The 24858-nt window shown below is 68.0% G+C and carries 19 protein-coding genes; 7 read left to right on the top strand and 12 right to left on the bottom strand.

Features of this window, described 5'->3' with window-relative positions:
- The 7 genes from AC3WVS_RS04305 to AC3WVS_RS04275 all read right to left on the bottom strand — a co-directional run.
- Positions 1 to 255 (bottom strand): response regulator (locus tag AC3WVS_RS04305; protein ID WP_492317543.1); only part of this gene is annotated, 255 nt, incomplete at its 3' end.
- Positions 245 to 2194, bottom strand: coding sequence for a sensor histidine kinase (locus AC3WVS_RS04300; protein ID WP_492317542.1), 1950 nt, complete (start codon positions 2192 to 2194; stop codon positions 245 to 247). The genes AC3WVS_RS04300 and AC3WVS_RS04305, both read right to left, overlap by 11 nt.
- Before the next feature lie 166 nt (positions 2195 to 2360).
- A complete protein-coding gene (locus AC3WVS_RS04295) occupies positions 2361 to 3671 on the bottom strand; it encodes a dicarboxylate/amino acid:cation symporter (RefSeq protein ID WP_492317541.1) in 1311 nt (436 codons plus the stop codon).
- 619 nt (positions 3672 to 4290) lie between these two features.
- A complete protein-coding gene (locus tag AC3WVS_RS04290; RefSeq protein WP_492317540.1) occupies positions 4291 to 5589 on the bottom strand; it encodes an MFS transporter in 1299 nt (432 codons plus the stop codon).
- A gap of 82 nt (positions 5590 to 5671) precedes the next feature.
- Entirely contained in the window at positions 5672 to 7366 is a 1695-nt protein-coding gene (gene hutU / locus AC3WVS_RS04285) for a urocanate hydratase (RefSeq protein ID WP_492317539.1), read from the bottom strand.
- Positions 7367 to 7555: 189 nt separating this feature from the next.
- Positions 7556 to 8302, bottom strand: a complete 747-nt coding sequence (hutC, locus tag AC3WVS_RS04280) for a histidine utilization transcriptional repressor HutC (RefSeq protein ID WP_492317538.1) — start codon at positions 8300 to 8302, stop codon at positions 7556 to 7558.
- A gap of 47 nt (positions 8303 to 8349) precedes the next feature.
- Positions 8350 to 11733, bottom strand: a complete 3384-nt coding sequence (locus AC3WVS_RS04275) for a diguanylate cyclase (protein WP_492317537.1) — start codon at positions 11731 to 11733, stop codon at positions 8350 to 8352.
- A gap of 341 nt (positions 11734 to 12074) precedes the next feature.
- Here AC3WVS_RS04275 and AC3WVS_RS04270 point away from each other — a divergent pair, with 341 nt between their 5' ends.
- Positions 12075 to 12473, top strand: a complete 399-nt coding sequence (locus tag AC3WVS_RS04270) for a nuclear transport factor 2 family protein (protein WP_492317536.1) — start codon at positions 12075 to 12077, stop codon at positions 12471 to 12473.
- A 99-nt stretch (positions 12474 to 12572) separates the two neighbouring features.
- Positions 12573 to 13460: a c-type cytochrome gene (locus AC3WVS_RS04265; protein WP_492317535.1), complete on the top strand. Its 888-nt coding sequence runs from the start codon at positions 12573 to 12575 to the stop codon at positions 13458 to 13460.
- A gap of 9 nt (positions 13461 to 13469) precedes the next feature.
- On the opposite strand, the gene AC3WVS_RS04260 is transcribed toward AC3WVS_RS04265, so the two are convergent.
- The gene (locus AC3WVS_RS04260; RefSeq protein WP_492317687.1) at positions 13470 to 14558 is read right to left on the bottom strand and encodes an acyltransferase family protein; all 1089 of its coding nucleotides are present in this window, start codon (positions 14556 to 14558) and stop codon (positions 13470 to 13472) included.
- 327 nt (positions 14559 to 14885) lie between these two features.
- Between AC3WVS_RS04260 and AC3WVS_RS04255 the strand changes: the two genes are divergently transcribed.
- The 3 genes from AC3WVS_RS04255 to AC3WVS_RS04245 all read left to right on the top strand — a co-directional run bounded on the left by AC3WVS_RS04255 (position 14886) and on the right by AC3WVS_RS04245 (position 18182).
- A complete protein-coding gene (locus tag AC3WVS_RS04255) occupies positions 14886 to 15350 on the top strand; it encodes a (2Fe-2S)-binding protein (RefSeq protein WP_010813052.1) in 465 nt (154 codons plus the stop codon).
- Positions 15351 to 15366: 16 nt separating this feature from the next.
- On the top strand, positions 15367 to 17625 hold the full coding sequence (locus tag AC3WVS_RS04250) for a xanthine dehydrogenase family protein molybdopterin-binding subunit (RefSeq protein ID WP_492317534.1): 2259 nt from the start codon (positions 15367 to 15369) through the stop codon (positions 17623 to 17625).
- A 269-nt stretch (positions 17626 to 17894) separates the two neighbouring features.
- The gene (locus AC3WVS_RS04245) at positions 17895 to 18182 is read left to right on the top strand and encodes a helix-turn-helix domain-containing protein (RefSeq protein ID WP_340527535.1); all 288 of its coding nucleotides are present in this window, start codon (positions 17895 to 17897) and stop codon (positions 18180 to 18182) included.
- Between the two features lie 20 nt (positions 18183 to 18202).
- Here AC3WVS_RS04245 and AC3WVS_RS04240 read toward each other — a convergent pair whose 3' ends face one another.
- Both AC3WVS_RS04240 and AC3WVS_RS04235 read right to left on the bottom strand, forming a co-directional pair.
- A complete protein-coding gene (locus AC3WVS_RS04240) occupies positions 18203 to 19741 on the bottom strand; it encodes an MltF family protein (protein WP_492317533.1) in 1539 nt (512 codons plus the stop codon).
- A 179-nt stretch (positions 19742 to 19920) separates the two neighbouring features.
- A complete protein-coding gene (locus tag AC3WVS_RS04235; RefSeq protein WP_492317532.1) occupies positions 19921 to 20358 on the bottom strand; it encodes a hypothetical protein in 438 nt (145 codons plus the stop codon).
- Between the two features lie 398 nt (positions 20359 to 20756).
- Between AC3WVS_RS04235 and groES the strand changes: the two genes are divergently transcribed.
- Both groES and groL read left to right on the top strand, forming a co-directional pair.
- Positions 20757 to 21047, top strand: coding sequence for a co-chaperone GroES (groES, locus tag AC3WVS_RS04230; RefSeq protein ID WP_010813047.1), 291 nt, complete (start codon positions 20757 to 20759; stop codon positions 21045 to 21047).
- A 46-nt stretch (positions 21048 to 21093) separates the two neighbouring features.
- Complete coding sequence (gene groL / locus AC3WVS_RS04225; RefSeq protein WP_492317531.1) at positions 21094 to 22737, top strand: chaperonin GroEL; 1644 nt, start codon at positions 21094 to 21096, stop codon at positions 22735 to 22737.
- Positions 22738 to 22853: 116 nt separating this feature from the next.
- Here the strand turns inward: groL and AC3WVS_RS04220 are convergent, their stop codons facing one another.
- Together AC3WVS_RS04220 and AC3WVS_RS04215 are read right to left on the bottom strand one after the other, a co-directional pair.
- Positions 22854 to 23639 (bottom strand): metallophosphoesterase, encoded by a 786-nt coding sequence (locus AC3WVS_RS04220; protein ID WP_492317530.1) that lies wholly within the window; start codon positions 23637 to 23639, stop codon positions 22854 to 22856.
- A 211-nt stretch (positions 23640 to 23850) separates the two neighbouring features.
- Positions 23851 to 24825 (bottom strand): type II secretion system F family protein, encoded by a 975-nt coding sequence (locus AC3WVS_RS04215; RefSeq protein WP_492317529.1) that lies wholly within the window; start codon positions 24823 to 24825, stop codon positions 23851 to 23853.
- Positions 24826 to 24858: the final 33 nt, after the last annotated feature.

Here is a 24858-nt window from a genome sequence, read left to right as displayed (position 1 = left end):
GTCCTCGCCGCCCCCCCCCCCCCCCAGGGCCGGGTCGCGCTCGCGCAGTTGCGCGAGCAGCGCCATGCCGTCCTGGCCCGGCAGGCGAATGTCGCTGACGACCACGCCGGCATAGCCCGGCCCGGCCTCGCGCAGCGCGGCCTCGGCGCTGCCCACGCCGCGCGTGGCAATGCCCTCCAGGCGCAGCGCCTGCTCGCAGCCCAGGCGCACGTCGGCATCGTCCTCGACGATCAGTACGGTCAGGTCAGCCGGCATGCTTTGCGTCCTGTGGGTTGGCGTCGTGCGCCGCCAGCGGCAGCACCAGCGTGAAGCAGGCGCCGCCGTCCGGGTGGTTGGCGGCGGACAGGCTACCGCCGTTTTCATTGAGGATGCCGGCCGACAGCGTGAGGCCGAGCCCCAGCCCTTGCCCGGCGGGCTTGGTGGTGAAGAAGGGCTCGAACAGCCGTGCGAAGGCTTCCTCGGACAAGCCGGCGCCGTTGTCGCGCACGGTCAGGTGGACCATGGCGCCCGCCACGTGCGCATGCAGCGCAATGCGTGGCGCGGACTGGCCGGCAACGGCATCGAGCGCGTTGCCGAGCAGGTTCACCAGCACCTGTTCCAGGCGGTTGGGATCGCACACCACTGCCAGCGTTGGATCGATATCGCGCTGCAGCGCCGGTTGGACCGCGTCCACTCGCGTCTGCAGCAGGAACAATGCGTTGTCCACCGCTTCGGCCAGCCTGGCCTGGCGGCGGCCGTTGCCGGACTTGCGTGCAAACGACTTGAGCGCGCCGGTGATGCGGCCCATGCGCTCGACCAGCCCGATGATGGTGTCGAGGTTGGCGCGCACGGTGGCGTAGTCGCCGCGCTCGAGGAACTTGCCGGTATTGCCTGAGATGGTGCGCAGCGCCGCCAGCGGCTGGTTCAGCTCATGCGCGATGCCGGTCGACATCTGGCCCACGGCGGCCAGCTTGCCTGCCTGCAGCAGCCCGTCCTGGGCCTGGCGCAGCACGGTCTCGGCACGGATGCGTTCGGCCACCTCGGCCTGCAGGCGCTGGTTGGAGGTGGACAGGTCGGCGGTGCGATCGGCCACCTTGCGCTCCAGCTCGCTGTTTGCCGCCTCCAGCGCGGCGCGCGCCGCCAGGCGCTCGTTGACGATGCGCCGGCGCACGTTCCACGCCGCCCCCAGCAGCAGCACGAAGGCGCTCAGCACGCCGGCCAGCGCCGCCGTGTTGAGCGCGGCCACGCGTGCCTGCGAGGTATTGGTCAGCAGCGTCAGCTGCCAGTCGGTGCCGGGCAGCGCGGCATGCTGCGCCAGCATCGGCGGGCCGCTGCGCAGTCGCACCAGTTCGTCGCTGCTGCTGCCGTTGCCGTTGTTCAGCTTGCGCACCAGGGTCAGCGGCAGTTGCGGCAGCGGGGCGCGGTTGTACTGCAGGCTGCGCGTCAGGCGCTCGCGCGCCTCGGGTGACAGGGGGCGCAGCGCGGCCAGCTTCCACGACGGGTCCGAGGCCAGGATCACCACGCCGTTCTCGTCGGTCAGCAGCATCTGGCTGTCCGCGCCCTGCCAGCGGTTCTCCAGCGGCTCCAGGCCGATCTTGACCACCGCCACGCCGACCGGGTTGTCGCGCTCGCCCAGCGGCGCCGACAGGTAGTAGCCCGATTCGCTGCGGGTGGTGCCCACGCCGTAGAAGCGGCCCAACTGGCCGTCCATGGCCGCCTGGAAGTAAGGGCGGAAACTCAGCGCTTCGCCCAGGTAGCTGTCCGGGCGCTGCCAGTTGCTGCTGGCCAGCACCTTGCCGTGCGCATCCAGCACATAGATCACGCGCGTGCCGGCGCGCGTATTGAGGGCGCTCAGGTAGTCATTGGCGCGTGCCGCGCGGGCGGCGTCGTCCGGGCGCAGCAGCAGCGCGGCGATGCGCTCGTCCAGCGACAGCAGGCCGGGCACGTAGTCGTAGTGGGCCAGCTCGCTTTCCAGTGCCTGCGTGTACAGCCGCAACTGCACCTGGCCGCGTTCGGCCTGTCGCGCCAGCGCGGTGTCGTAGCTGTAGCGGTAGCCGAGCGAGCCCGCCAGGCCCACCAGCATGGCCAGCGCCAGCAGCGCGAGCAGCGGCGCAAGGCCGCGCAGGCCGTGGGGCAGGCGCGAGCCGGTGGGTGCGGCGGACGCAGGTGCGGTGGCGCGGGTGGTATCGCCGGGAGGGTGTAGCGGACCGGTCATCAGGTGTTGGGTGAGGCAGGTGGCAAAGCCGCCGCGCGGGCAAGACGGGCAGGGGCCGGCGCGGGTGCCTACTTTTACCACACCAGGGGGGCAGTGCCGCGCCAGAATGCAAAAAGGCCCGGTTGCCGTATCGGCAACCGGGCCCTGGCACGCCTGGCGGACGGTATTACTTGCCCGCGAGGACCTGGGCAGGTGCCAGGCCGGTGGTGGTATCCGCGGCGGGTTCATCCTCCTCGGACGGTACCGGCGCGCCGATGGCGCCTTCGCTTTTGGCGACGACGGCGGTGGCAATTGCATTGCCGAGCACATTGGTCACGGTGCGACCCATGTCGAGTACGTGGTCGATGCCCAGCACCAGCAGGATGCCGGCCTCCGGCAGGCCGAACATCGGCAGCACGGCGGCGACCACCACCAGCGAGGCGCGCGGCACGCCGGCGATGCCCTTGCTGGTGACAAGCAGGACCAGCAGCATGGTGATCTGCTGGGTCAGCGACAGCTCGATGCCATACACCTGCGCCACGAACAGCGCGGCAAACGAGGTGTACATGATCGAGCCGTCCAGGTTGAACGAGTAGCCCAGCGGCAGCACGAAGTTGGTGATGCGCTCCTTGACGCCGAAACGGGTCAGCTGGTCGATCACCTTCGGGTAGGCCGATTCGCTGCTGGCGGTGGCGAAGCCGATCATCAGCGGCGCGCGCATCTGCTTGAGCAGGCGGAACACGTCACGGCCCAGGAAGAAGTAGCCGCCGGCGATCAGCGCCACCCACAGCAGCGCCAGCGCCAGGTACAGGCTGCCAATCAGCTTCGCGTACACGACCAGCACGCCCAGGCCCTGCGCGGTGATCACCGCCGCGATCGCGCCGAACACGCCCACCGGGGCAAACGCCATCACGTAGTTGGTGACCTTCAGCATCACCGTGGCGAGGCCTTCGATGCCTTGCAGCACGGGCTTGCCCACGCCGTCCTTGACCGTGCCCAGCGCAAAGCCGAAGAACAGCGAGAACACCACGATCTGCAGGATTTCGTTGTGCGCCATCGCCTCGACAAAGCTCTTGGGGAACATGTGGGCGATGAAGTCGCGCAGGTTCAGCGCGCCGGTCTTCAGGTTCGAGGCCGCGTCAGCCGGCGGCAGCGGCAGGTTCATGCCGTGGCCGGGTTCCAGCAGGTTGGCCATCACCAGCCCCAGCAGCAGCGAGGTGATCGAGGCGCCAATGAACCACATCATCGCCTTCAGGCCGATGCGGCCCACGGCGCGGCCATCGCCCATGCTGGCGATGCCGGCCACCAGCGTGGCGAACACCAGCGGGCCGATGATCATCTTGATCATCCGCAGGAATACGTCGGTCAGGATGGACAGGTGGTCCGCAATCGATTTGGCGGTGGCGGCGTCCGGCGCCATGTTGTGCGCGGCGGTGCCGACCAGCACGCCGAGCAGCATCGCAATGAAGATCAGGGTGGGCAGTCGATTCAGTTTCATCGTGGATCAGGCCTGTGCGTCCGTCTCCTGTGGCAGGGACGGGCGTCTGTGTATTGCGGGAAGGCTGGGCGGCGATGTCGGGGCGCCGGGCCGGCCTTGTCGTGGTTCAGCGCGGCAACAGGTGCCGTGGGTTCGCCGGGGTGGCGAAGGGGGTGGGCAAGGCGGGGTCGGTCATGTGTGTCCTCCTTTGTTTTTGGCATCGGCCGGGACGCCGGGCGGCGTGCCGGCATACCCGTCTGGCGCTGTAAGCGGCGGCCTATATTGCACGCGCCGTGCCAGCCCGAAAGGGCTGCAAGTGTTGTGCAACTTGTTGAATGCAAAGGAGAAAAAGATGTGATTCCGGCGCACGATTCGGGAATCCGGACCGGCATGCGAAAACGCCGTTCGGGAATCCGAACGGCGTTCTAGGTGTTAACCCGGGTTTTGGGGTGCCTGGCAGCGGGGAGGATGGGGCGTTTGCCGGCGTCACAGGGCTGGAAAAACCCGAGGGCCTTGCTTGATGTGGTTCCTGGCTAAACCACCCCTCACCCCGGCCCTCTACCCATGAGGGGAGAGGGAGAACACCTTGCTCAGGCTAGCTCGGGCGGCATTGGTGCACCCTTTGCAGGCGCCGGGGAACTCATTTCAGCCGCCGTCCCAGCGTTTCCGGCACCATTGCCAGGCCGATCAGCGATACCAGGCCACAGCCGATCACATACAGCGCGGGCGCATTGGCGTCACCGGTGACCTGGATCAGCCGGGTCGAAAAATACTGCGCAAAGCCGCCGAAGATCGCGATCGCCACGCAATACGCGATCGACAGCCCGGTGGCGCGCAGCCGCTGCGGCAGCACCTCGCTGACCAGCACCATCGAGGCCGGCGCGGTCATCGACATCGGCACCGACAGGCAGCCCACCACCAGCAGCAGGCGCGTCAGCGACGGCTCGGCGTTGATCAGCACGAAGGCCGGGTAGACCATTGCCAGCAGCGCCACGCGCGACCACAGCACCACGGTCTTGCGGCCGATGCGGTCAGCCAGCCAGCCCGCAAACGGCGACAGCACCACCTGCACCAGTGCCGCCACGCACGCGGCCCAGATGCCCAGCGACAGCGGCATCTTCAGCACGCTGACCGCGTAGTTGCTGAGGTAGTACACGACGATATAGGTCGAAGAGGCCAGGCCGATCATCAGCAGGATGCTGGCGATGATCTCGCGGCCATGGCGGCGCAGCAGCGGCCATTGCGCGGCGTGCTCGCCGTGGCGCACGGGCGCGGCGGTTTCTTCCAGCCGGCGGCGGATGATGAGGCCGACGGGAATCACCAGGATGCCGATCAGGAAGGCGAGGCGCCAGCCCCACGCTTCGAGGTCCGCCGGCGCCAGCACGTTGCTCAGCACCAGCCCGGTGATCGCGCCCAGCAGCGCCGCCAGCCCCTGGCTGAACGGCTGCCACGCGGTATAGAAGCCGCGCGTGCGGTCATCGGCGTATTCCAGCAGCAGCGCGGTCGATGCGCCCATTTCGCCGCCGATGGCAAAGCCCTGCACCAGCCGCGCCACCACCACCAGCACCGGCGCGAGGATGCCGATCTGCGCGTACGGCGGCGTCACCACGAAGATCAGCGAGCTCAGCCCCATCAGCCACAAGGTCAGCGCCACCGCCGGCTTGCGCCCGGCGCGGTCGGCGTACATGCCGATCAGCAGGCCGCCCAGCGGGCGCATCAGGAAGCCGACGCCAAAGGTGGCGAACGACATCAGCAGTTGCCCGGTAGGGTTGTCGACCGGGAAGTAGAGCCGGCCGATCAGCGTGGCAAAGAAGCTGTAAACGACGAAATCGTAGAACTCCAGGCCATTGCCGATGGTGATGGCGGCAATGGCGCGCGTGCGTGACAGTTGCGCCTGGGGCGCAGCGACCGCCACGCCGGCGGTGGTATCGATGGACATGGGTGTCTCCGTAAAACGATAAGGCGCCGGCCGGGGCGCACGCGGCGGCCCGGCGGCAAAACGGCTCTTGCTGGCCGCGGGATCAGTCGCGCGATGCGTGGTTCAGCATCGGCAGGTCCAGGCCCTGCTCGCGCGCGCAGTCGACGGCGATCTCATAGCCGGCGTCGGCATGGCGCATCACGCCGGTGGCGGGGTCGTTGTGCAGCACGCGGGCGATGCGGGCGGCGGCTTCATCGGTGCCGTCGCACACGATCACTACGCCGGAATGCTGCGAGAAGCCCATGCCCACGCCGCCGCCATGGTGCAGCGAAACCCAGGTGGCGCCGCTGGCGGTGTTGAGCAGCGCGTTCAGCAGTGGCCAGTCGGACACGGCGTCGGACCCGTCCTGCATGGCCTCGGTTTCGCGGTTGGGGCTGGCGACCGAGCCCGAATCCAGGTGGTCGCGCCCGATCACGACCGGCGCCGACAGCTCGCCGCTGCGCACCATCTCGTTGAAGGCCAGGCCCAGCTTGGCGCGCAGGCCCAGACCCACCCAGCAGATCCGCGCCGGCAGGCCCTGGAAGCTGATGCGCTCGCGCGCCATGTCGAGCCAGCGGTGCAGGTGCTCGTCATCGGGGATCAGTTCCTTGACCTTGGCGTCGGTCTTGTAGATGTCCTGCGGGTCGCCCGACAGCGCGGCCCAGCGGAACGGGCCGATGCCGCGGCAGAACAGCGGGCGGATGTACGCGGGCACGAAGCCGGGGAAGTCGAAGGCATTGGCCACGCCTTCTTCCTTGGCCATCTGGCGGATATTGTTGCCGTAGTCGAAGGTCGGCACGCCCATCTGCTGGAACGCCAGCATGGCGCGCACATGCGCGGCCATCGAAGCCTTGGCGGCCTTGACCACTGCCGCCGGCTCGCGCTGCGCGCGCTCGCGGTATTCGTCCCAGCTCCAGCCGGCCGGCAGGTAGCCGTTGAGCGGGTCATGCGCGCTGGTCTGGTCGGTGACCATGTCCGGGCGCACGCCGCGGCGCACCAGTTCGGGCAGCACCTCGGCGGCGTTGGCGCACAACGCGATCGAGATCGCCTTGCCTTGCGAGGTGTAGCGGTCGATGCGGGCCAGTGCGTCGTCCAGATCGGTGGCCTGTTCGTCGACGTAGCGGGTCTTCAGGCGGAAATCGATGCGGCTTTGCTGGCATTCGATGTTGAGCGAACAGGCGCCGGCCAGCGTTGCGGCCAGCGGCTGCGCGCCGCCCATGCCGCCGAGGCCGGCGGTCAGCACCCAGCGCCCCTTCAGGTTGCCGCCGAAGTGCTGGCGGCCGGCCTCGACGAAGGTCTCATAGGTGCCCTGCACGATGCCCTGGCTGCCGATGTAGATCCAGCTGCCGGCGGTCATCTGGCCGTACATGGCCAGGCCCCTGGCGTCGAGTTCGTTGAAGTGTTCCCAGTTGGCCCAGTGCGGCACCAGGTTGGAGTTGGCGATCAGCACGCGTGGCGCGTCGCGATAGGTGCGGAACACGCCCACGGGCTTGCCCGACTGCACCAGCAGGGTCTGGTCGTCTTCCAGGCGGGTCAGCGCTTCCACGATGCGGTCATAGCATTCCCAGTTGCGGGCGGCGCGGCCGATGCCGCCATAGACCACCAGTTCCTTCGGGTTCTCCGCCACCTCAGGGTCGAGGTTGTTCATCAGCATGCGCAGCGGGGCTTCCGTGAGCCAGCTCTTGGCCGTCAGCGTGGTGCCGCGGGGAGCGCGGATTTCGGTGTCGCGGAAACGCGTGGTGGAGGTGGTCTTGGTCACGGGAACTCCTTCGGTCGTGCTGGTCTGGAACGCTCGCTTTTTCGGGCGACGCATAGGGATGTATATTCTTGTATATACAAGTACGTATAAATCGGGGTAATCCCGTAGGGCGGCCTGCACCCGCACAGCGCTTTAATCACAAAATGATGTTGGAGTCCCTTGTGCCCTGGCGGGCGGCCAGTTCCGGGCCTAGGACGTGAACCGGCCTTCCAGGCGATGCAGCGAGCCGGGATGTACCAGCCGCACCGACGTCACGACCCGGCCCGCGGACCAGGTGCGGCGCCGGATCAGCAGGCACGGCTCGCCCCGCTGGATGGCCAGCAGCCCGCACTCTTCCGGCAGTGCCAGCACGGCCTCGACCACGTGCTCGCCTTCGGTCAGCGGTGCGATGCGGGACAGGTACTGGTAGGGGGTTTCGCTGGTGAAGTCCTGCGCCAGGTAGTCCGGTGCCACCGCGGCATTGACATAGCGGTCCTCCAGCTGGATCGCCACGTCGTCCTCATAATGCACGATCACGGAATGGAACACCCGCTCCTCCAGTGCCACCTCCAGTGCCGCGGCCTGTGCCGGGCCGGCGCGTTCCGCCTCCAGGCTAATGACCTGCGCGTGATGCCGGTGCCCGCGTGAAGCAATGTCTTCGGCAATATTGTTGACCGCATACAGCGCGGTCCGCCGCTTGGGTTCGGCGACGAAGGTGCCGACGCCCTGCAGCCGCACCAGCATGCCTTCCGCGGTCAGCTCGCGCAGCGCGCGATGCACGGTCATGCGGCTTACGCCCAGGGACTCGACCAATTCGGTCTCGGACGGCACGCGGTGATGCGGCGGCCAGCTGCCGTCAGCGATCCTGCTGCTGATGTGCTGCTTGACGCGCGCATAGAGCGGCGCCGGCATAGAGTCGGACACGAGCGACAACGGGTTCCCCTTGGGTGCGGCCATGCGGCCAATGCGACAGGCGCCGAATTTATCATGGCCCGGCACCCTGGCTACGATGCCTGCGCGTCACGCTGCCGGCATCCGGCCAGGAACACATCCAGTGCCACCGGCCGGCCGATCACATACCCCTGCGCATAGTCCACCCCGATCGCGCGCAGCGCATCGAGGGTGCGCTCATCCTCCACCCACTCCGCCACCGTGCGCACCCCCAGCCGGTGCCCGATGTCGTTGATCGAGCTGACGATTTCGCGGTCGACCGCGTTGTCGGCCAGTTGCCGGATAAAGCTGCCGTCGATCTTCAGGAAGTCCACCGGGAACTGCTTCAGGTAGGCGAACGAGGACAGGCCCGAGCCAAAGTCGTCCAGCGACACGGTGCAGCCGGCGCGCCGCATCTCTGTCACCAGCCGGTTGGCCGCGGCCATGTTGTTGATCAGCGCGGTTTCCGTGATCTCCAGCCGGATGCGGCTGGCGGGCAGCGCGCTGGACTCCAGCTCGGCATGCAGGAAGGGCAGCAGGAAGGGCTCGCCGAGCGAGTTGGCGGACAGGTTGATCGATACCGACAGCCCGGGCACGGCGCCCAGGCGTTCGCCGTAGCCGCGCAGCACATTGCGGATGACCCAGCGGTCGACGTGGCCCATCAGGTCGTAGCGCTCGGCGGCGGGAATGAAGGCACCGGGCATGATCAGATCGCCGTGCTCGTCGACCATGCGCACCAGGATCTCGATATGGCAGTGTTCGGCGCCGTCTTCGTTCTCCTCGGGCTGCAGTGCGCGGATCTCCTGCGCGAACAGGCGGAAGCGGTTGGCTTCAAGCGCCGAATGGATGCCGGCGGCGACTTCCAGCTCGCGGTGGTGGCGGCGCGCGTCGCTCTCGTCGCGGCGGTAGACCGAGACGCGGCTGCGGCCGGCGGCCTTGGCGGCGTAGCAGGCCACGTCGGCGCGGCTCATCAGTTCGCTGACCGGGGGCACGTCCAGGTCGATCGCGGCGATGCCGATGCTGGCGCCCATGTCGTACACGCGTCCTTCCCACGGGAAGCGGCGGCCGCGGATGGCGTCGATCACGCCCTGGCAGACCTGTTCGGCCTGGTCGACAGTGCAGTCCTTGAGCAGCAGCGCGAACTCGTCGCCGCCCAGGCGCGCCAGCACATCGTCGGGGCGCACGTGGTTGCGGATCATGTAGCCCAGTTCGCGCAGCAGCACGTCGCCGGCGCCGTGGCCGGCGGTGTCGTTGACGATCTTGAAGCGGTCCAGGTCGATGAAGCACAGCGCGGCGCGATGGCCGTGCAGCCGCGCCGCGTCGCAGGCTTCGCGCAGGCGCTTCTCGAACCAGGTGCGGTTGGGCAGGCCCGTGAGCGCATCGTGCATGGCCGAACGCGCCAGCTCGCGCTGCAGCGCGCGCGCGGTGGTGATGTCCTGGAACACCAGCACCGCGCCCAGTACCTCGCCGCGCGCGGTCAGCACGGGAGCGGCTGAGTCCTGCACGTCGTGGCGCTCGCCGGTCAGGCTCTGCAGCACGGCGCCGTCCTGCAGGTAGGCGGGCGCGAGCGTGCGCAGGCAGGCTTCGACCGGGCTGGGGATGGGGTCGCCGGTGGCTTCGTCGACGATGCGGAAGACCTGCTCCAGCGGCAGGCCGGTGGCGCCGGCCATGGTCCAGCCGGTCAGCTGTTCGGCGATCGGGTTCATGAAGGTCACGTGCATGGCCGCATCGGTGCAGATCACCGCATCGCCGATCGAGCGCAGCGTGATGTGCAGGCGTTCCTTCTCTTCGAACAGTGCCTCGGTCAGGCTCCGCTGCTCGGTGATGTCCCAGTTGGTGCCGACCAGGGCCTGCGCGGTGCCATCGTCGGTGCGCGTGACCATGGCCATCGCGCGTACGTGGCGCACGTTGCCGCCGGGGCGCGCGATGCGGTATTCGGTATCGAACGGCGCCTCGCCGCGGATGGCCTGGCGCATCTCGCCGCTGACGCGGCTGACGTCGTCCGGATGCAGCATCGCGATCCATTGCTCCACCACTGGCGTGCCGCCCGCGGGGTCGGTGCCGTGCAGCGCGTGCATGCGCGCGTCCCAGGTGACGCCGGCGCTGGTGAAGTCCCACTCCCAGATGCCCACGCCGCCGGCTTCGGCCGCCAGCTGGATGCGGCGCGACAGCCGTTCCAGCTCTTGCTGCGCCAGCTTGCGCGCGTGGATGTCTTCCACCTGGGTGATGAAGTGCTGCGGCTCGCCGGTCTGTTCGTCGCGCACCAGCGACACCGCCAACAGAACCCAGCGGTAATGGCCGTCCTTATGGCGGTAGCGCTTTTCCAGGCGGTAGGACTCGATCTTCCCGGACAGCAGGTTGTCGACCTGGAGCAGGCCGCCGCTCAGGTCGTCGGGGTGGGTCAGTTGCTGGTAGCTCAGCTCGCGCAGCTCGGCCGCGCTGTAGCCCAGCAGCTCGGTCATGGCACGGTTCACCGTCTGCCAGCGGCCGTTCATGTCGACCAGCGCCATGCCGATGGCCGAGTGCTCCATGGCCTGGCGAAAACGCTTGTCGCTGCTGCGCAGGCTGGCGCGGCCGTGCCGGTTCTGCTCGGTCAGGTAGGCAATGCAGACCGGGAACACCATGATCACCGCCGCCGACAACGGCACTGCTTGATGGCGGTGCGCGAGCAGCATCAGCGCCTGCAGGCAAAGCGTGGCCACCAGCGTCAGCAGCGCGGTCGCAAACGGATTGCCGGCCAGCGCCACCAGCACCAGCGGCAGCGACATCGCGGCAAACGGGTCGTGGCCCTGCCACTGCGCAAAGGCACCGATGGCCAGGCACAGCGCCAGCGCGCCCGCCTGCGGCGCCAGCACCGGCCGCGCGACGGCGGCGCGCACGCGCACCGCCGTCATCGACAACATCATCGGCAGCAACAGCGCCATGCCGAGCGCGTCGGCCTGCCACCAGGTCCACCAGACCGAGGCGAAGCTGGTGCCATGGGTCGTGGCGATGGCCATGGCCCCGGCGGTGGCCCCCAGTGCCGGCGCCAGGATGCCGCCCACCGCCAGCATCACCGCGAAGGCGGCCAGCGGACCGTGGCGCCCCAGGACGGCATGCCGGTCCAGCAGGCGCAGCAGCCCGAGCGCGAACAGCATCTCGGCCAGGTTGGCGCCGGTCAGCATCAGCGCGGTGGCGACGCTGTCGCCGGCCGCATAGTTGGCCAGCACGCTGGCGCCCAGCATGCCGGCCAGCAGCCACGGCCCCTCCGCGCGCGGCCGGTGCAGCAGCAGGCCCAGCCCGAAGGCGTTGGGCAGCCACACCGCCGCCACGGTACCGGGCAGCCGCGCCAGCCACAGCGCAGCCGCCGCCAGCACGAAATAGCCGGCGCCGGCCAGCAGCAAGGGCAGCCAGCGGCGCTGCGCGGCAGGATGGTCGTTGGCGGCCTGGTGGCTCGGCGGGGCCGTGTCGGGCGTCATGGACGAGAACGATGCAAAAAGGCGGTGCGTCTGGGTGGGAGGAGGCGGCTTGCCCGGCGCGCCCGGGCGGCACGGCCCCGGATGCGGGGACGGAATGCCGCCCAGCGTAGGGGCAATGTAGCGAGGATAAGGACGCGGCCATTGGCAGGACAGGGGGCAGGTTGGGGGCTATCTTGCCACTGGTGCTGGGGGCGATTTTTTGGTAGGGACAGTCAGGCATGCGGGTAAGCCAGTTCATAACCTCACGGGTAATCGCGCCGCGGCCCCGCCGCGCCCATCATGCAGCCATGGCCTGATCCCAGGCCGCTATACGGATTCCCAACCAAGACCAGGAGTACGCCATGTCTGCCGCCATCCAAGCCCAAGTCACTGCCGATCCCGCCACCCTTGCCGACCGCTACCTCGCCGCCTGGAACGAGACCGATGCCGCGCGCCGGCGCGAGCTGATCGCGCTGGCGTGGACCGAATCGGCAAGCTATGTCGATCCGCTGATGCGCGGGGACGGCCATGGTGGCATCGACGCGATGATCGCCGCGGTGCAGGCGAAGTTCCCCGGGTTCCGCTTTACCCGCGTGAGCCCGGTCGATGCGCACGGCGAGCATCTGCGCTTTACGTGGGAACTGGCCCCGGCGGGAGAGCCGGCGCTGGTGGTCGGCACCGACTTCGCCACGATTTCCGCCGATGGCCGGCTCGCGCGCATGACCGGCTTCATCGACCGGGCCCCGGCCGGGCTGGCCTGACCGCGGCGCGCGCCGCCGCTATGTGGCCTGCCCCACCGACAGCCCCCCGCCCACTCGCGGCAAGCTGCTGCATCCAGTGCGGCGGACAGGGGAAGGCAAATGGCGCGATTTCTGCGGGTGGCGGCGTGGGGGCTGGCCGGCACGGCTGTCGCCGTGGCCGTGGCGGCCTATGCCGCGGCATGGGTCGGCGAGCGCAAGGCGGCGCGCATTGTCGAGGTCAAGGTTTCACCCGTCGCCATCCGTGAAGACGCCGCCGGCATCGCCCTCGGCAAGTACCTGTTTGAATCGCGCGGCTGCATGGAATGCCACGGTGCCGGCGGCGGCGGCAAGCAGGTGATCGACGACCCCGGCGGCCTGCGCGTGCGCGCGCCGGACCTGACGCGCGCCAATCCGGACATTGCCGCCTACCAGCCGGTTGACTGGGTACGGAGCATCCGCCATGGCGTGGCGCCCTCGCACCGGCCGCTGCTGATCATGCCCAGCGAGGACTACAACCGCCTGAGCGACGAGGACCTGGGCGCGCTGGTGGGCTACCTGCGCAGCCTGCCGCCGGCGATGGGGGCGCCCGCGGAAATCCGCATGCCATGGCTGGTGCGGGCGCTGTACGGCGTGGGCATCGTGCAGGACGCGGCCGCCAAGATCGACCACAGCTTGCCGGTGCAGCCTGCAATGGTGCCGGCGTCCACGGCCAGGTACGGCGGCTACGTCGCCAATGCCTGCCTGGGATGTCACGGGCCGGACTTCCGCGGCGGCAAGATCCCGGGCGCGCCGCCCGACTGGCCGCCCGCGGCGGACCTGCGCCCAGTGCCGGGCGGTGCCATGTCGCGCTACGGCCAGGCTTCGGCCTTTATCGCGATGATGCGCAGCGGCAAGCGGCCCGATGGCACCGAAGTGAGCCGCGTGATGCCGTTCGATTCGTTCGGACGCATGAACGATACCGACCTGACCGCGCTCTATCTGTTCCTGGCCGGCATGCCGCAGCGCTGAGCGCGCGCGTCAGCGCCGCGCCAGCCGCCGGCCGGCGGCGATGCCGGGCAGCTCCACCCAGCGGTGCAGCAGCAGCGCCAGCGCCAGCGCCAGGCCGGCATCGATGACAAAGCGCAGCAGCTGCAGCGCGGTCTGGCCGGGCGCCAGTTCGGGCATCAGGCGCTTGACGCCCTCGATCACGGTGGGGTGCGTCAGATACAGCGCATACGACAGCTCGCCCAGCCAGACCAGTGCGCGCGGTACGCGCAGCACGCCGGCGTGCTCGGCCGCCACGGCGCCGGCCAGCAGCGCCGCCGCGGGCAGCCCGCGTCCGGCCAGGCTGAAATCGGGCCCGACCAGCGGCAGCGACAGCGCGAACGCGGCGCAACCGGTTGCCAGCATGCCCACGGCGATGGCCGGCGTCAGCAGGTGGCGCCAGCGCGCATAGGCCCATGCCAGTCCGCAGCCCAGCAGGAATTCCAGCACCAGCGGATTGCTGGCCATGGCCAGCCACGGCGTGGCGAACGGGTAGCCCTGCGCCGGATCGGCCGCCAGCGCGCCGAAGCGCCACCACGGCAGCACCAGCGTGGTCAACGCGAAGACCCCCAGCACCACCAGCAGCGCGCGCCGCCCGGCCAGCAGCAGGCCGAGCGCGAAGGCGGCGTAGAACGCCAGCTCATAGTTGAGCGACCAGCCCACGTACAGCGCCGGGTAGCCATAGTACGGCGCGTGGTCGGTTGCAGTCGGCAGGAAGGCCAGCGACGCCGCGAATACCGCCGGCGTGACCGGATTGAGCAGCAGCGCATGGATGGCCGACATGATCCAGTACGGCGGCGCCAGCCGGCAGCAGCGCCGGATCATGAAGCTGAGCGGGCGCTCAGGCTGGGGCCGGGCCAGCACCGCGACCCAGGCGATGATGAAGCCGCTGATGACAAAGAAGACGTCCACGCCGACATGGCCGCGCTTGATCACGTTGTCGGTCAGCCAGTTGAGCGCCGGCGCATCGGCGCCGCCCAGCGCCAGGCCGGAGTGGTAGACCACCACGAACGCGGCGGCCAGCCCGCGCAGGGCCTGGATGCTGTCGAGCCGCGCCACTGACGGGGACTGGGCCGCCGGCACGCGCGTGGCAGCGGTGGCGCGCGGGACCGGTGCCGCGGAGGCGCCGGAATAAGTGTGTTCTGGAATAGTCGATGGCACTGTTGCGGCGACAGAAATCGGAAAGCGAAGGGATTCATGAGGGACAGCCGCCACATGCCCAAAGTTCGTGCAAAACGGCTTCGGGGGCAGGGTAGTGCGCACGGTGTCCGGCAAGGTGACCGAAATTGCACTATCCTCATTTGTCCTTTGCGCCAGGCTGCGGCGCATGGGCAGTGCCCGCGCGCCGCACCGCGCCCGGCGGGGCACTGGAAAGAACCAGCGGGCAACGTACCCAAGGAGTGTCCCCCCATGACCACCCTCAATATCAACGTCAACGGCAAGACCCGTGAAGTCGACGTGGACCCGTCCACGCCGCTGCTGTGGGCGCTGCGTGACAACCTTGAAATGACCGGCACCAAGTTCGGCTGCGGCATGGCCGCATGCGGTGCCTGCACCGTGCACGTCAACGGCCAGGCTACGCGCAGCTGCGTGACGCCGGTATCCGCCGCTGCCGGCGCGCGCATCACCACCATCGAAGGCATCGGCACTGACAAGGTCGGGCGCGCCGTGATGGACGCATGGCTCAAGCACGACGTGGCGCAATGCGGCTACTGCCAGAACGGCCAGGTGATGAGCGCCATCGGCCTGCTGCGCACCAAGCCGCGGCCCACCGACGCCGACATCGACCAGGCCATGGCCGGCAACCTGTGCCGCTGCGGCACGTACCAGCGCATCCGCGCGGCGATCAAAGACGCCGCCCGTGCGCTGGCCTGAGCGGGAGGAAACCAATATGCGTATCCGAGGCATCGAAGCCCTGGCAGGCGGCCAGGCCGGCAATAGCGGCGAAGCGCGCCCGAACACCGGCGTGGCCACGCTGGACCGCCGCAGTTTCCTGAAGCTGACCGGCCTCGCCGGCAGCGGCCTGGCGCTGGGCGTGGCCCCGCTGGCGCAGGCACAGGAGGGCGCCAAGCCCAAGGCGCCGCCGCCGGCGCCGCAGGCATTCCTGATCATCGCGCCGGACAACACCGTGACCGTGGCCGTGAACCGGCTCGAATTCGGCCAGGGCGTGCACACCGCATTGCCGATGGCGCTGGCCGAAGAGCTGGACGCCGACTGGCGCAACGTGCGCGCCACGCTGGCGCCGGCCGGCGATCCGTACAAGGACCCTGGCTTCGGCATGCAGATGACCGGCGGCTCCACCGCGCTGAACCACTCGTTCCAGCAGTACCGCGAACTGGGCGCGCGCGCCCGCGCGATGCTGGTGGCGGCGGCCGCGCAGCAATGGAAGGTCGATCCGGCCAGCTGCAAGGTGGAGCAGGGCGTGGTCACGTCCGGCAGCCACCGGGCCACCTTCGGCGAACTGGCGCCGGCGGCGATGGAGCTGCCCGTGCCGCAGCGGGTTACGCTGAAAGACCCGTCGCAGTTCCGCATCGTCGGCAAGCCCACGCCGCGGCTGGATGCGCGCGGCAAGATGGACGCGACCACGCCGTTCGGCATCGACACGCACCTGAAAGGCATGGGGGTGGCCGTGGTGGCGCGCCCGCCGCGCTTTGGCGGCAAGGTCAAGAGCTTCAGCGCCGACAAGGCGCGCGCGGTGCAGGGCGTGCGCGGCGTGCTGCAGGTGCCGGTTGACCGCGGCGGCAGCGGCGTGGCCGTGATTGCCAGCGGCTACTGGCCGGCCAAGATGGGCCGCGACGTGCTCGACATCCAGTGGGAAGACGCGGGCTCGAAGGTGTCGTCGCAGGCGCTCTTCGATGAATACGCAAAGCTGGCCGGCCAGCCCGGCATGGTGGCGCGCGCGGGGAGCGGGGATATCGGCTCGGCCATCAACGGTGCCGCGCGCAAGATCGAGGCCGACTTCCGCTTCCCGTACCTGGCGCACGCGCCGATGGAGCCGCTGAACTGCACGCTGCAGCCGGAAGTGGCCGGCGGCAAGGTGCAGTCGGTCAAGGTCTGGGTGGGCTCGCAGTTCCAGACCGTCGACCAGGCCGCGGTGGCGCGCACGCTGGGGCTGACGCCGGACAAGGTGGTGCTCAACACCATGATGGCCGGCGGCGGCTTCGGCCGGCGCGCGGTGCCGACCTCGGACTACATCGTCGAGGCGGCCAACGTGCTCAAGGCCTGGGTGGCCGCCGGCCACACCGAGCCGCTCAAGGTGGTGTGGAGCCGCGAGGACGATATCCGCGGCGGCTACTACCGCCCGCTGCACCTGCACCGCGCCCGCATCGGGCTGGACGCGCAGGGCAAGGTGGTGGGCTGGCAGCACACCATCGTCGGCCAGTCGATCCTGAAGGGCACGCCGTTCGAGCCCTTCATGGTCAAGAACGGCGTCGACGCCACCATGACCGAGGGCATCGTCGAGAACGACTACGACCTGCCGCTGCAGATGTCGGTGCACCACCCGCAGGTGGACGTGCCGGTGCTGTGGTGGCGCTCGGTGGGCAACACCCACACCGCCTTCGTCAAGGAAACGCTGGCCGACGAGATGGCCGCCGCCGCGAAGCAGGACCCGGTGGCATTCCGCCTGGCCCGGCTCGACGAGAAGAAGCACGCGCGCCACCGCGCCGCGCTGCAGCTCGCCGTGGACAAGTCCGGCTATGGCAAGCGCAAGCTGCCCAAGGGCCATGCCTGGGGCGTGGCCGTGCACGAGTCGTTCAACACCGTGGTGGCGTATGTGGTCGACGTTTCGGTGGTGAAGGGCGAGCCGCGCGTGCATCGCGTCACCGCCGGCGTGCATGCCAACCGCGTGGTCAACCCGATGTCCGCCGAGGCCCAGATCCAGGGCTCCTGCGTGTTCGGGCTGGCCATGACCAGGCCGGGGTTTGCCATCGAGATCGAGAACGGCGCCGTGAAGAACAGCAACTTCGCGGACTATCCGCCGCCGCGCATCACCGATGCGCCGGTGGTGGACGTGTTCTTCGTGCCCTCGCAGGAGAACCCCACCGGCCTGGGCGAGCCGGGCGTGCCGCCAATCGCGCCGGCGGTGGCCAATGCGCTGTTCACGCTGACCGGCAAGCGCCAACGCCAACTGCCCTTCGTGATGGCTTGATGGTGTGATGGCAGCCAGCCGCCGAAGGGGAGGTGCAGCCGCACCGCGCATCCCCCGAATGCGGCTGGCGTTCGCTGTCCGCTGCGCAGTTTGTTGTAATCGCACCAGTGTTTGCAGGGCCGTGGCTCCACCCTATTGCGTTTGCGCGGCGAGCCGCGTAGAACGGGGAAAACTGCGCGGGAAAAACCGCGCGGAAGAAAACTACGTCAGCACCGCCCGGCCGCCGCCTGTCGCGGACCGGAGGCGTGCCCGGAGACCGAGGTGTGACCATGGAGACCCAGGAAAGTACGCTGACCCTTGCGCTGATGACCGAGCCCGCGCGGATCCGGATCTGCCGTGCGCTGCTGGATGCCGGCGAGGCGGGCCTGCCGGCCACTGACCTGGCGCAGGTTGCACGGCTGAGCCTGGCGCGCGCCGGCCATGTGTTCCTGGAGCTGGTGCAGGCCGATGTGCTGGCGCTGTCGATCCAGGAGCGCCGCGTTTGCTATGTGCTGAAGGCGCGCCGCGCCGTGACCGAGGCGCTGGGCTATATCGACGCCAGCGGACTGGCCGACTGATCCATGCGGCGTGGCCGCCGCTACTTCCGGACTTCCTTCAGTGCCCGCTCACGCGCGGCCTCCCGGTCCTGCGTGAGCCGGTAGGCTGCGTAGTACTTGTAGATGTTGCGCACATAGGTGGTGGTTTCGATGCCGATCTTCTCGGCCACCACGATCTCGACATTGTTGAACCACTTGTCGGGGTCCAGCCCGCGCGCCGCAGCCTCCTTGCGCATCTTGGCGATATTGCCGGGCCCGGCGTTGTAGCTGGCAAAGGCGAACAACGGCCGGTTGGATTCCGAGAAATGCGCGTCAGGGAAGTACTTCGTCATCAGCCGGTCCATGTACTTGGCGCCAGCGTGGATGTTGGACTCGACCATCTGGATATTGCCCACGTTCAGTTCCTTGCCGGTGGCGGGCATGATCTGCATGATGCCGACGGCGCCCACGCGGCTGCGCGCCTGCTGGTTGAGCTGTGACTCCTGGAAGCCCTGTGCCGCCAGCATCAGCGGGTCGAAGCCATAGTCCTTGCCGTACTTTTCGAAGAAGGCAACGGTCTGCTGGAAGCGCTTGTATTCGGCGTCCTCGGTATTGTTCCTGATCTGCTTGATCCGGCGCATGGATTGCTTGAGCAGGTATTCCGCCACGCCCTGCTTCTTGACGTAGTTGACATAGAAGTCGTCGATCACCTGCCGCAACTGCGGGCTGTCCTTGCGGAAGGCCCAGCCGACATAGCCGCCTTCGCGCACCGCCAGGTCCTGGCGCACCTTGATGTCAGGCAGGATCTGCACCCACATTGCGGCCTTCCAGTCGTCGACCACGACGATCTCCAGCAGGCCCGCATTCACCATCTCGAGCACGTCTTCGTCTTCAAGCGCGTCGGGCAGCAGCACCAGCTGCATTGGCGCCTTGCCGGACTGGCGCAGGCGGTTGTTCAGTGCAGTCAGGCTTTCGTAGTAGCTGCTCGCGCGGCGCACGTGCACGGTCTTGCCCGCCAGGTCGTCCAGGCTTTTCAGCGCCGGCGACTTCGGGCCGGTCACGATCAGCTCGCGCACTGGCTTGCGGTCACGCGGTGCGGCAAAGTCGACCAGCTTCAGCCGTGCCTCGGTCTCGGTCAGGTTGCCTGCGGCGATATCGCCCAGGCCCGCCGCCAGGTCGGGCAGCAGCCGGTCGCGCGTGGTGGGGATGATGAGGACAGTGAGCGGGCGCTTGCCAAGTCGATTGGCGTAGGTCTTGTTCAGGTAGCGCTCGAATTCCCGCACCAGTTCTGCGGTAATTCCGCGCTCGTGGCCTTTGTCGCTGAAGTAGAGGGTGCGGCTGTAAGGCACCAGCACGCGGATGACGCGACTGTTGACCATCACGTCGAAGTCGCCCTTGCGCGGCTTGTTGGCCAGGTTGAGGCCGCGCGGCCTAGAATCGGCCTTGCCGGTTGCGGCTTTCGCCGTGGGGGCAGCAACAGGCGCGGACGCCGGCGCCGGCTTCTGCTGCGCTACGGCAAACGTGCTGCACAGGCTGAGCGCGCCCACCAGGCCGGACAGGAGAAGGCCTGCGAACCAGTGGCGTGGGTGGGCAGCGGGCATGGCGCGGATGGCAAGCCGGGCAGAAAGGCGCGCGACTTGCTCGTATCGAGTCTAGGCGCGATCCCGCCGCTTGCAAGCCGCCAGGGTCCGGGTGCTGCCGAAGGACAAACGGGAGGGGTATGTCCGGCAAAAAGAAGGTGGCCGGTTGATCCCGGCCACCCGTCGTGCAAAGGCCGGCGCTATTGCTTTGGTGCGGCCATTTCCTGCTTGGCCGTTGCATCTGCTGCCTTGTTCTCTACCTTGCGCTCCTGCTTGGCAGCGCCGACTTCTTCCTTGTACTCACCCTTGGCTGCCTTCTTCTTGGCCTTGTACTCGGCGGCGGCCTTCTGGCGTGCCTCGCGGCGTTCCACCAGCGGGTCCTTCGGCGGTTCGACCTGGGTCATGCCCGGCGGCACGCCCTGGCTGCCTGCCGGCGTGGCAGAGGTTGCTGGCATCGCCGGGGTCGCCGGGGTCGCGGGCATGCCCTGGGCAGCAGGGGTTGCCGGCGTGGCCGGGGTGGCCGGAGTGGCGGGGGTGGCGCTTGTCTGGGCAATCGCAGCAGCGCAGCTGAGGCCAGCCAGGCCTGCGGCAATCACGCTGGCGATTCGGGTAAGGCGAGCGGGCTGTTTCGTATCCATGGAATACCTCCAGAGTCGCTGTCTGAGGCGCCGGCAACGGAAGCGCTCGGCGCGGCGTACGCCGTACATCCGGCCAAGACGGGCGCGCGGCGACAAGCCCAGTCTAGGCAGCGGCACCACGTTGCGCTGTCAGGCACACGCCCGAATGGGTGCCGGGATTATTCCTACAGGCGGGTCGTTGCCGGCCGGGAGCCCATGCCGCGCAAGGCATCGACAGCCCCTCGGGAAAACCCGCATCACCCCCGCGTCTTGAAATGCCCCTACCCCGTCCCTATAATTAGCACTCGTCAGGGGTGAGTGCTAACAGCCTCCTGCGACACCTGAACATTTCTGACGGCCGTCGCCTCGGTAGCCGGCCGATTTGTGATCAAAAACTCACTTTGTATCTAGGAGTCCGTATGAATCTGCGTCCTTTGCACGACCGCGTGATCGTGAAGCGTCTGGACAACGAAACCAAGACCGCGTCCGGTATCGTGATTCCCGACAACGCTGCCGAGAAGCCCGATCAAGGCGAAGTGCTGGCAATCGGTCCTGGCAAGAAGGATGACAAGGGCAACAACATCGCCCTCGACGTCAAGGTCGGTGACCGCGTGCTGTTCGGCAAGTACGCCGGCCAGGCCGTGAAGGTGGAAGGCCAGGAACTGCTGGTCATGCGCGAAGAAGACATCATGGCCGTGGTGAACAAGTAATTCACCAACTGACCGCCACCCCGTACAGATTTCAGGAGATTCAAGAATGGCAGCTAAAGACGTAGTGTTCGGCGACGCCGCACGTGCCAAGATGGTCGAAGGCGTGAACATCCTCGCCAACGCAGTCAAGGTGACCCTGGGCCCGAAGGGCCGCAACGTGGTGCTGGAGCGCAGCTTCGGCGGCCCGACCGTGACCAAGGACGGCGTGTCCGTGGCCAAGGAAATCGAGCTGAAGGACAAGCTGCAGAACATGGGCGCCCAGATGGTCAAGGAAGTGGCTTCCAAGACCAGCGACAACGCCGGTGACGGTACCACCACCGCTACCGTGCTGGCCCAGTCGATCGTGCGCGAAGGCATGAAGTTCGTTGCCGCCGGCATGAACCCGATGGACCTGAAGCGCGGCATCGACAAGGCTGTTGCCGCCGCCGTGGAAGAGCTGAAGAAGGTCAGCAAGCCCACCACCACCAGCAAGGAAATCGCCCAGGTTGGCGCGATCTCGGCCAACAGCGACACCTCCATCGGTGAGCGCATCGCCGAAGCCATGGACAAGGTCGGCAAGGAAGGCGTGATCACGGTTGAAGACGGCAAGTCGCTGGCCGACGAGCTGGAAGTCGTGGAAGGCATGCAGTTCGACCGCGGCTACCTGTCGCCGTACTTCATCAACAACCCGGAAAAGCAGGTTGTCCAGCTGGACAGCCCGTTCGTGCTGCTGTTCGACAAGAAGATCAGCAACATCCGCGACCTGCTGCCGGTGCTGGAGCAAGTGGCCAAGGCCGGCCGCCCGCTGCTGATCGTCGCTGAAGACGTCGAGGGCGAAGCCCTGGCGACCCTGGTGGTCAACAACATCCGTGGCATCCTGAAGACCGCCGCCGTCAAGGCCCCGGGCTTCGGCGACCGCCGCAAGGCCATGCTGGAAGACATCGCCATCCTGACCGGCGGCACCGTCATCGCTGAAGAAATCGGCCTGACGCTGGAAAAGGCTGGCCTGAACGACCTGGGCCAGGCCAAGCGCATCGAGATCGGCAAGGAAAACACCATCATCATCGACGGCGCCGGCGACGCAGCTGCGATCGAAGGCCGCGTCAAGCAAATCCGCGCCCAGATCGAAGAAGCGACCTCGGACTACGACCGTGAGAAGCTGCAAGAGCGCGTGGCCAAGCTGGCCGGCGGTGTTGCCGTGATCAAGGTTGGCGCTGCCACCGAAGTCGAAATGAAGGAAAAGAAGGCCCGCGTGGAAGACGCCCTGCACGCCACCCGCGCTGCGGTGGAAGAAGGCATCGTCCCCGGCGGTGGTGTGGCCCTGCTGCGTGCCCGCGCTGCGATCTCGGCACTGACCGGCGAAAACGCCGACCAGAACGCCGGTATCAAGATCGTGCTGCGCGCCATGGAAGAGCCGCTGCGCCAGATCGTGCTGAACGCCGGTGAAGAAGCTTCGGTGGTCGTTGCCAAGGTTATCGAAGGCAAGGGCAACTACGGCTACAACGCCGCTTCGGGCGAGTACGGCGACCTGGTGGAAATGGGCGTGCTGGACCCGACCAAGGTCACCCGCACCGCACTGCAGAACGCCGCTTCGGTGGCTTCGCTGATGCTGACCACCGACTGCGCAGTTGCCGAATCGCCGAAGGAAGAGTCGGCTCCGGCAATGCCGGGCGGCATGGGCGGCATGGGCGGCATGGAAGGCATGATGTAATTCATCGCCGACCGACTGCCCTCAAGGGCAGGCTGTCTTGGAAAACCCCCGCGGGCGCGAGCCCGCGGGGGTTTTTGTTTGGGGCGCGGCAGCAGGCTCTCGCTGGGGCGGCCGGGTCAGATCTCGACCACGCAGCACCAGTCGAAGCGCTTGTTTTCAAGCTCGCCGGTGCGGCGGCTGACGTAGCCGCGGGGGTTGCAGACCACGCGCGAATCATCGATGCAGTAGTCGAAGCTGGTGTGGGTATGGCCGTGGATCCACAGGTCCGCCTTTGCTACCAGGTCGGGCCGGCGCGACAGGAAGCCGCCGGAGACCAGGTCGTGCGAGTAGCGCGGGTCCAGGCTGCCCAGGTCAGGGCCGTGGTGCGTGACCACCACGGTCTTGCCATCGTAGGGTTGCGCCAGCTGCTCCGCCAGCCAGGCCGACGCGGCCTGGTGGCGCGCCAGCGCGTCCTGGGGCGTGAAATGTCGTGGACGGCCGTCGTCGCCGTGGAGTTCGATCAGCCGATGGTCCAGCATCACCGCCGCGCAAGCCTGCATCGCGTCATCGCGCCGGTCGGTCCCGAACAGGGAGTAGTCAGTCCACCAGGTGGTGCCGATGATGCGTACCCGTCCGTGGGCGTCGTTGAATTCGGCCACTGTGCCATTGAGCACCTGTATGCCTGGGTGCGCCTCGGTGGCTTCGGCCATCAGGCGATCCACGGTATCGAAGTTGCTTTCGTAGTATTCGTGATTGCCGGGCACGTAGACCACCGGCTGGCTGAAGGTGCGCGCGGCCCAGTCGATGCCGTCGCGCCCGTTGGCGATGTCGCCGGCCAGCACCACGATGGCGGCGTCGCAGTCGGGCACGGACTGCGGCATGTTGTGCTCGATATGGAGGTCGCTCAGGATGCGTAGCTTCATGGGGACTCCGAAAGGCGCATGGGGCTCGCTGCATGGGCCGCTACGGCGGCAGGCGGTTGCCTGCATTCTTAAGAAGCCAGCCCGTCTGGTCAAGTCCCGCGGATCCCGCCAGCAAGCAAAAAAGCCCGGAACCAGGTCCGGGCAAGTGACTGTCTAGCCGGCATTGCACCGGGAGACAGCCGGGGGAAACGATCGCGGTTTCCCGGAAGTACTACCCTCCCTGTCCGCCCATGGTCGGCAGCAGGACGCGATAGATCTGGATAAAGGCTGGCCCGAGCAGCACCAGCAACAGCGACGGGAAGATGGTGAAGATCAGCGGGAACAGCAGCTTGAGCGCGATCTTGGCGGCTTGCTCCTCGGCCCGCATGCGGCGCTTGGTGCGCAGCATGTCGGACAGTACGCGCAGGGACTCGCCCAGGCTGGTGCCGAAGCGGTCGGCCTGGATAAGCATGGAGGCGAACTTGTCCACGTCTTCCACGCCGGTGCGCACCGACAGGTTCGACAGCGCCTTCTCCTTAGAGAAGCCCGAGCGCAGCTCCAGCAGCAACAGCTGGAGCTCATCGGCCAGCACCGGGCAGCGCAGCGCCAGCTCGTCGGCCACGCGCATCAGCGCCGCATCGAGCCCGAGGCCGGCTTCCACGCAGACGGTCAGCAGATCGATCACGTCCGGGAACTCTTCGAACACCGTACGCTGGCGTTGCGCGACCTTGCGTGCGAGAACGACGTTGGGCAGGTAGTAGCCGATCGCACCCAGCACCGCCAGCAACACGAACATGATGTTCCGGTCCTGCAGCCCCGGCTGGCCGGTGGCTGCCAGCAGCCCGATCATCGGCAGGGCGATGGCCAGAACGGTCTTGGCCCCAAAGTAGAGTGGTGCGGCACTGGCATTGCGCCAGCCGGCGTTCATGAAGCGCACGCGCAGCTGCGAGCCCTCCCAGCCTTCCTTGGGCAGTGACAGCCGCGATACCGGCTGCGCCCATTGCACCAGCTTTTCGAATAGCGCATTCTGCTTGCCAGGATCAGCCCCGAGCTGGCCCGCCTGGCCTGCCATTTGCTCCGCCCGCCCGCGCAAGCGGTTGGGCGAAAACACGTACAGCATCCCCAACACTGTGCCGAACGCCGCCACGAAGATCAGCGCGAGCACGACCAACTGGTCTGCCTGAAACCCCTGGATAATGCCTTGCATGATGGACTCCCGTCAGGATGGCTGTCCAAGCCC

It is taken from the genome of Cupriavidus sp. CPT47-8839-RL05A (assembly GCF_058792255.1).
The sequence above is the reverse complement of the archived record's forward strand: the minus strand, read 5'-3'. Positions and strand labels throughout refer to the sequence as shown.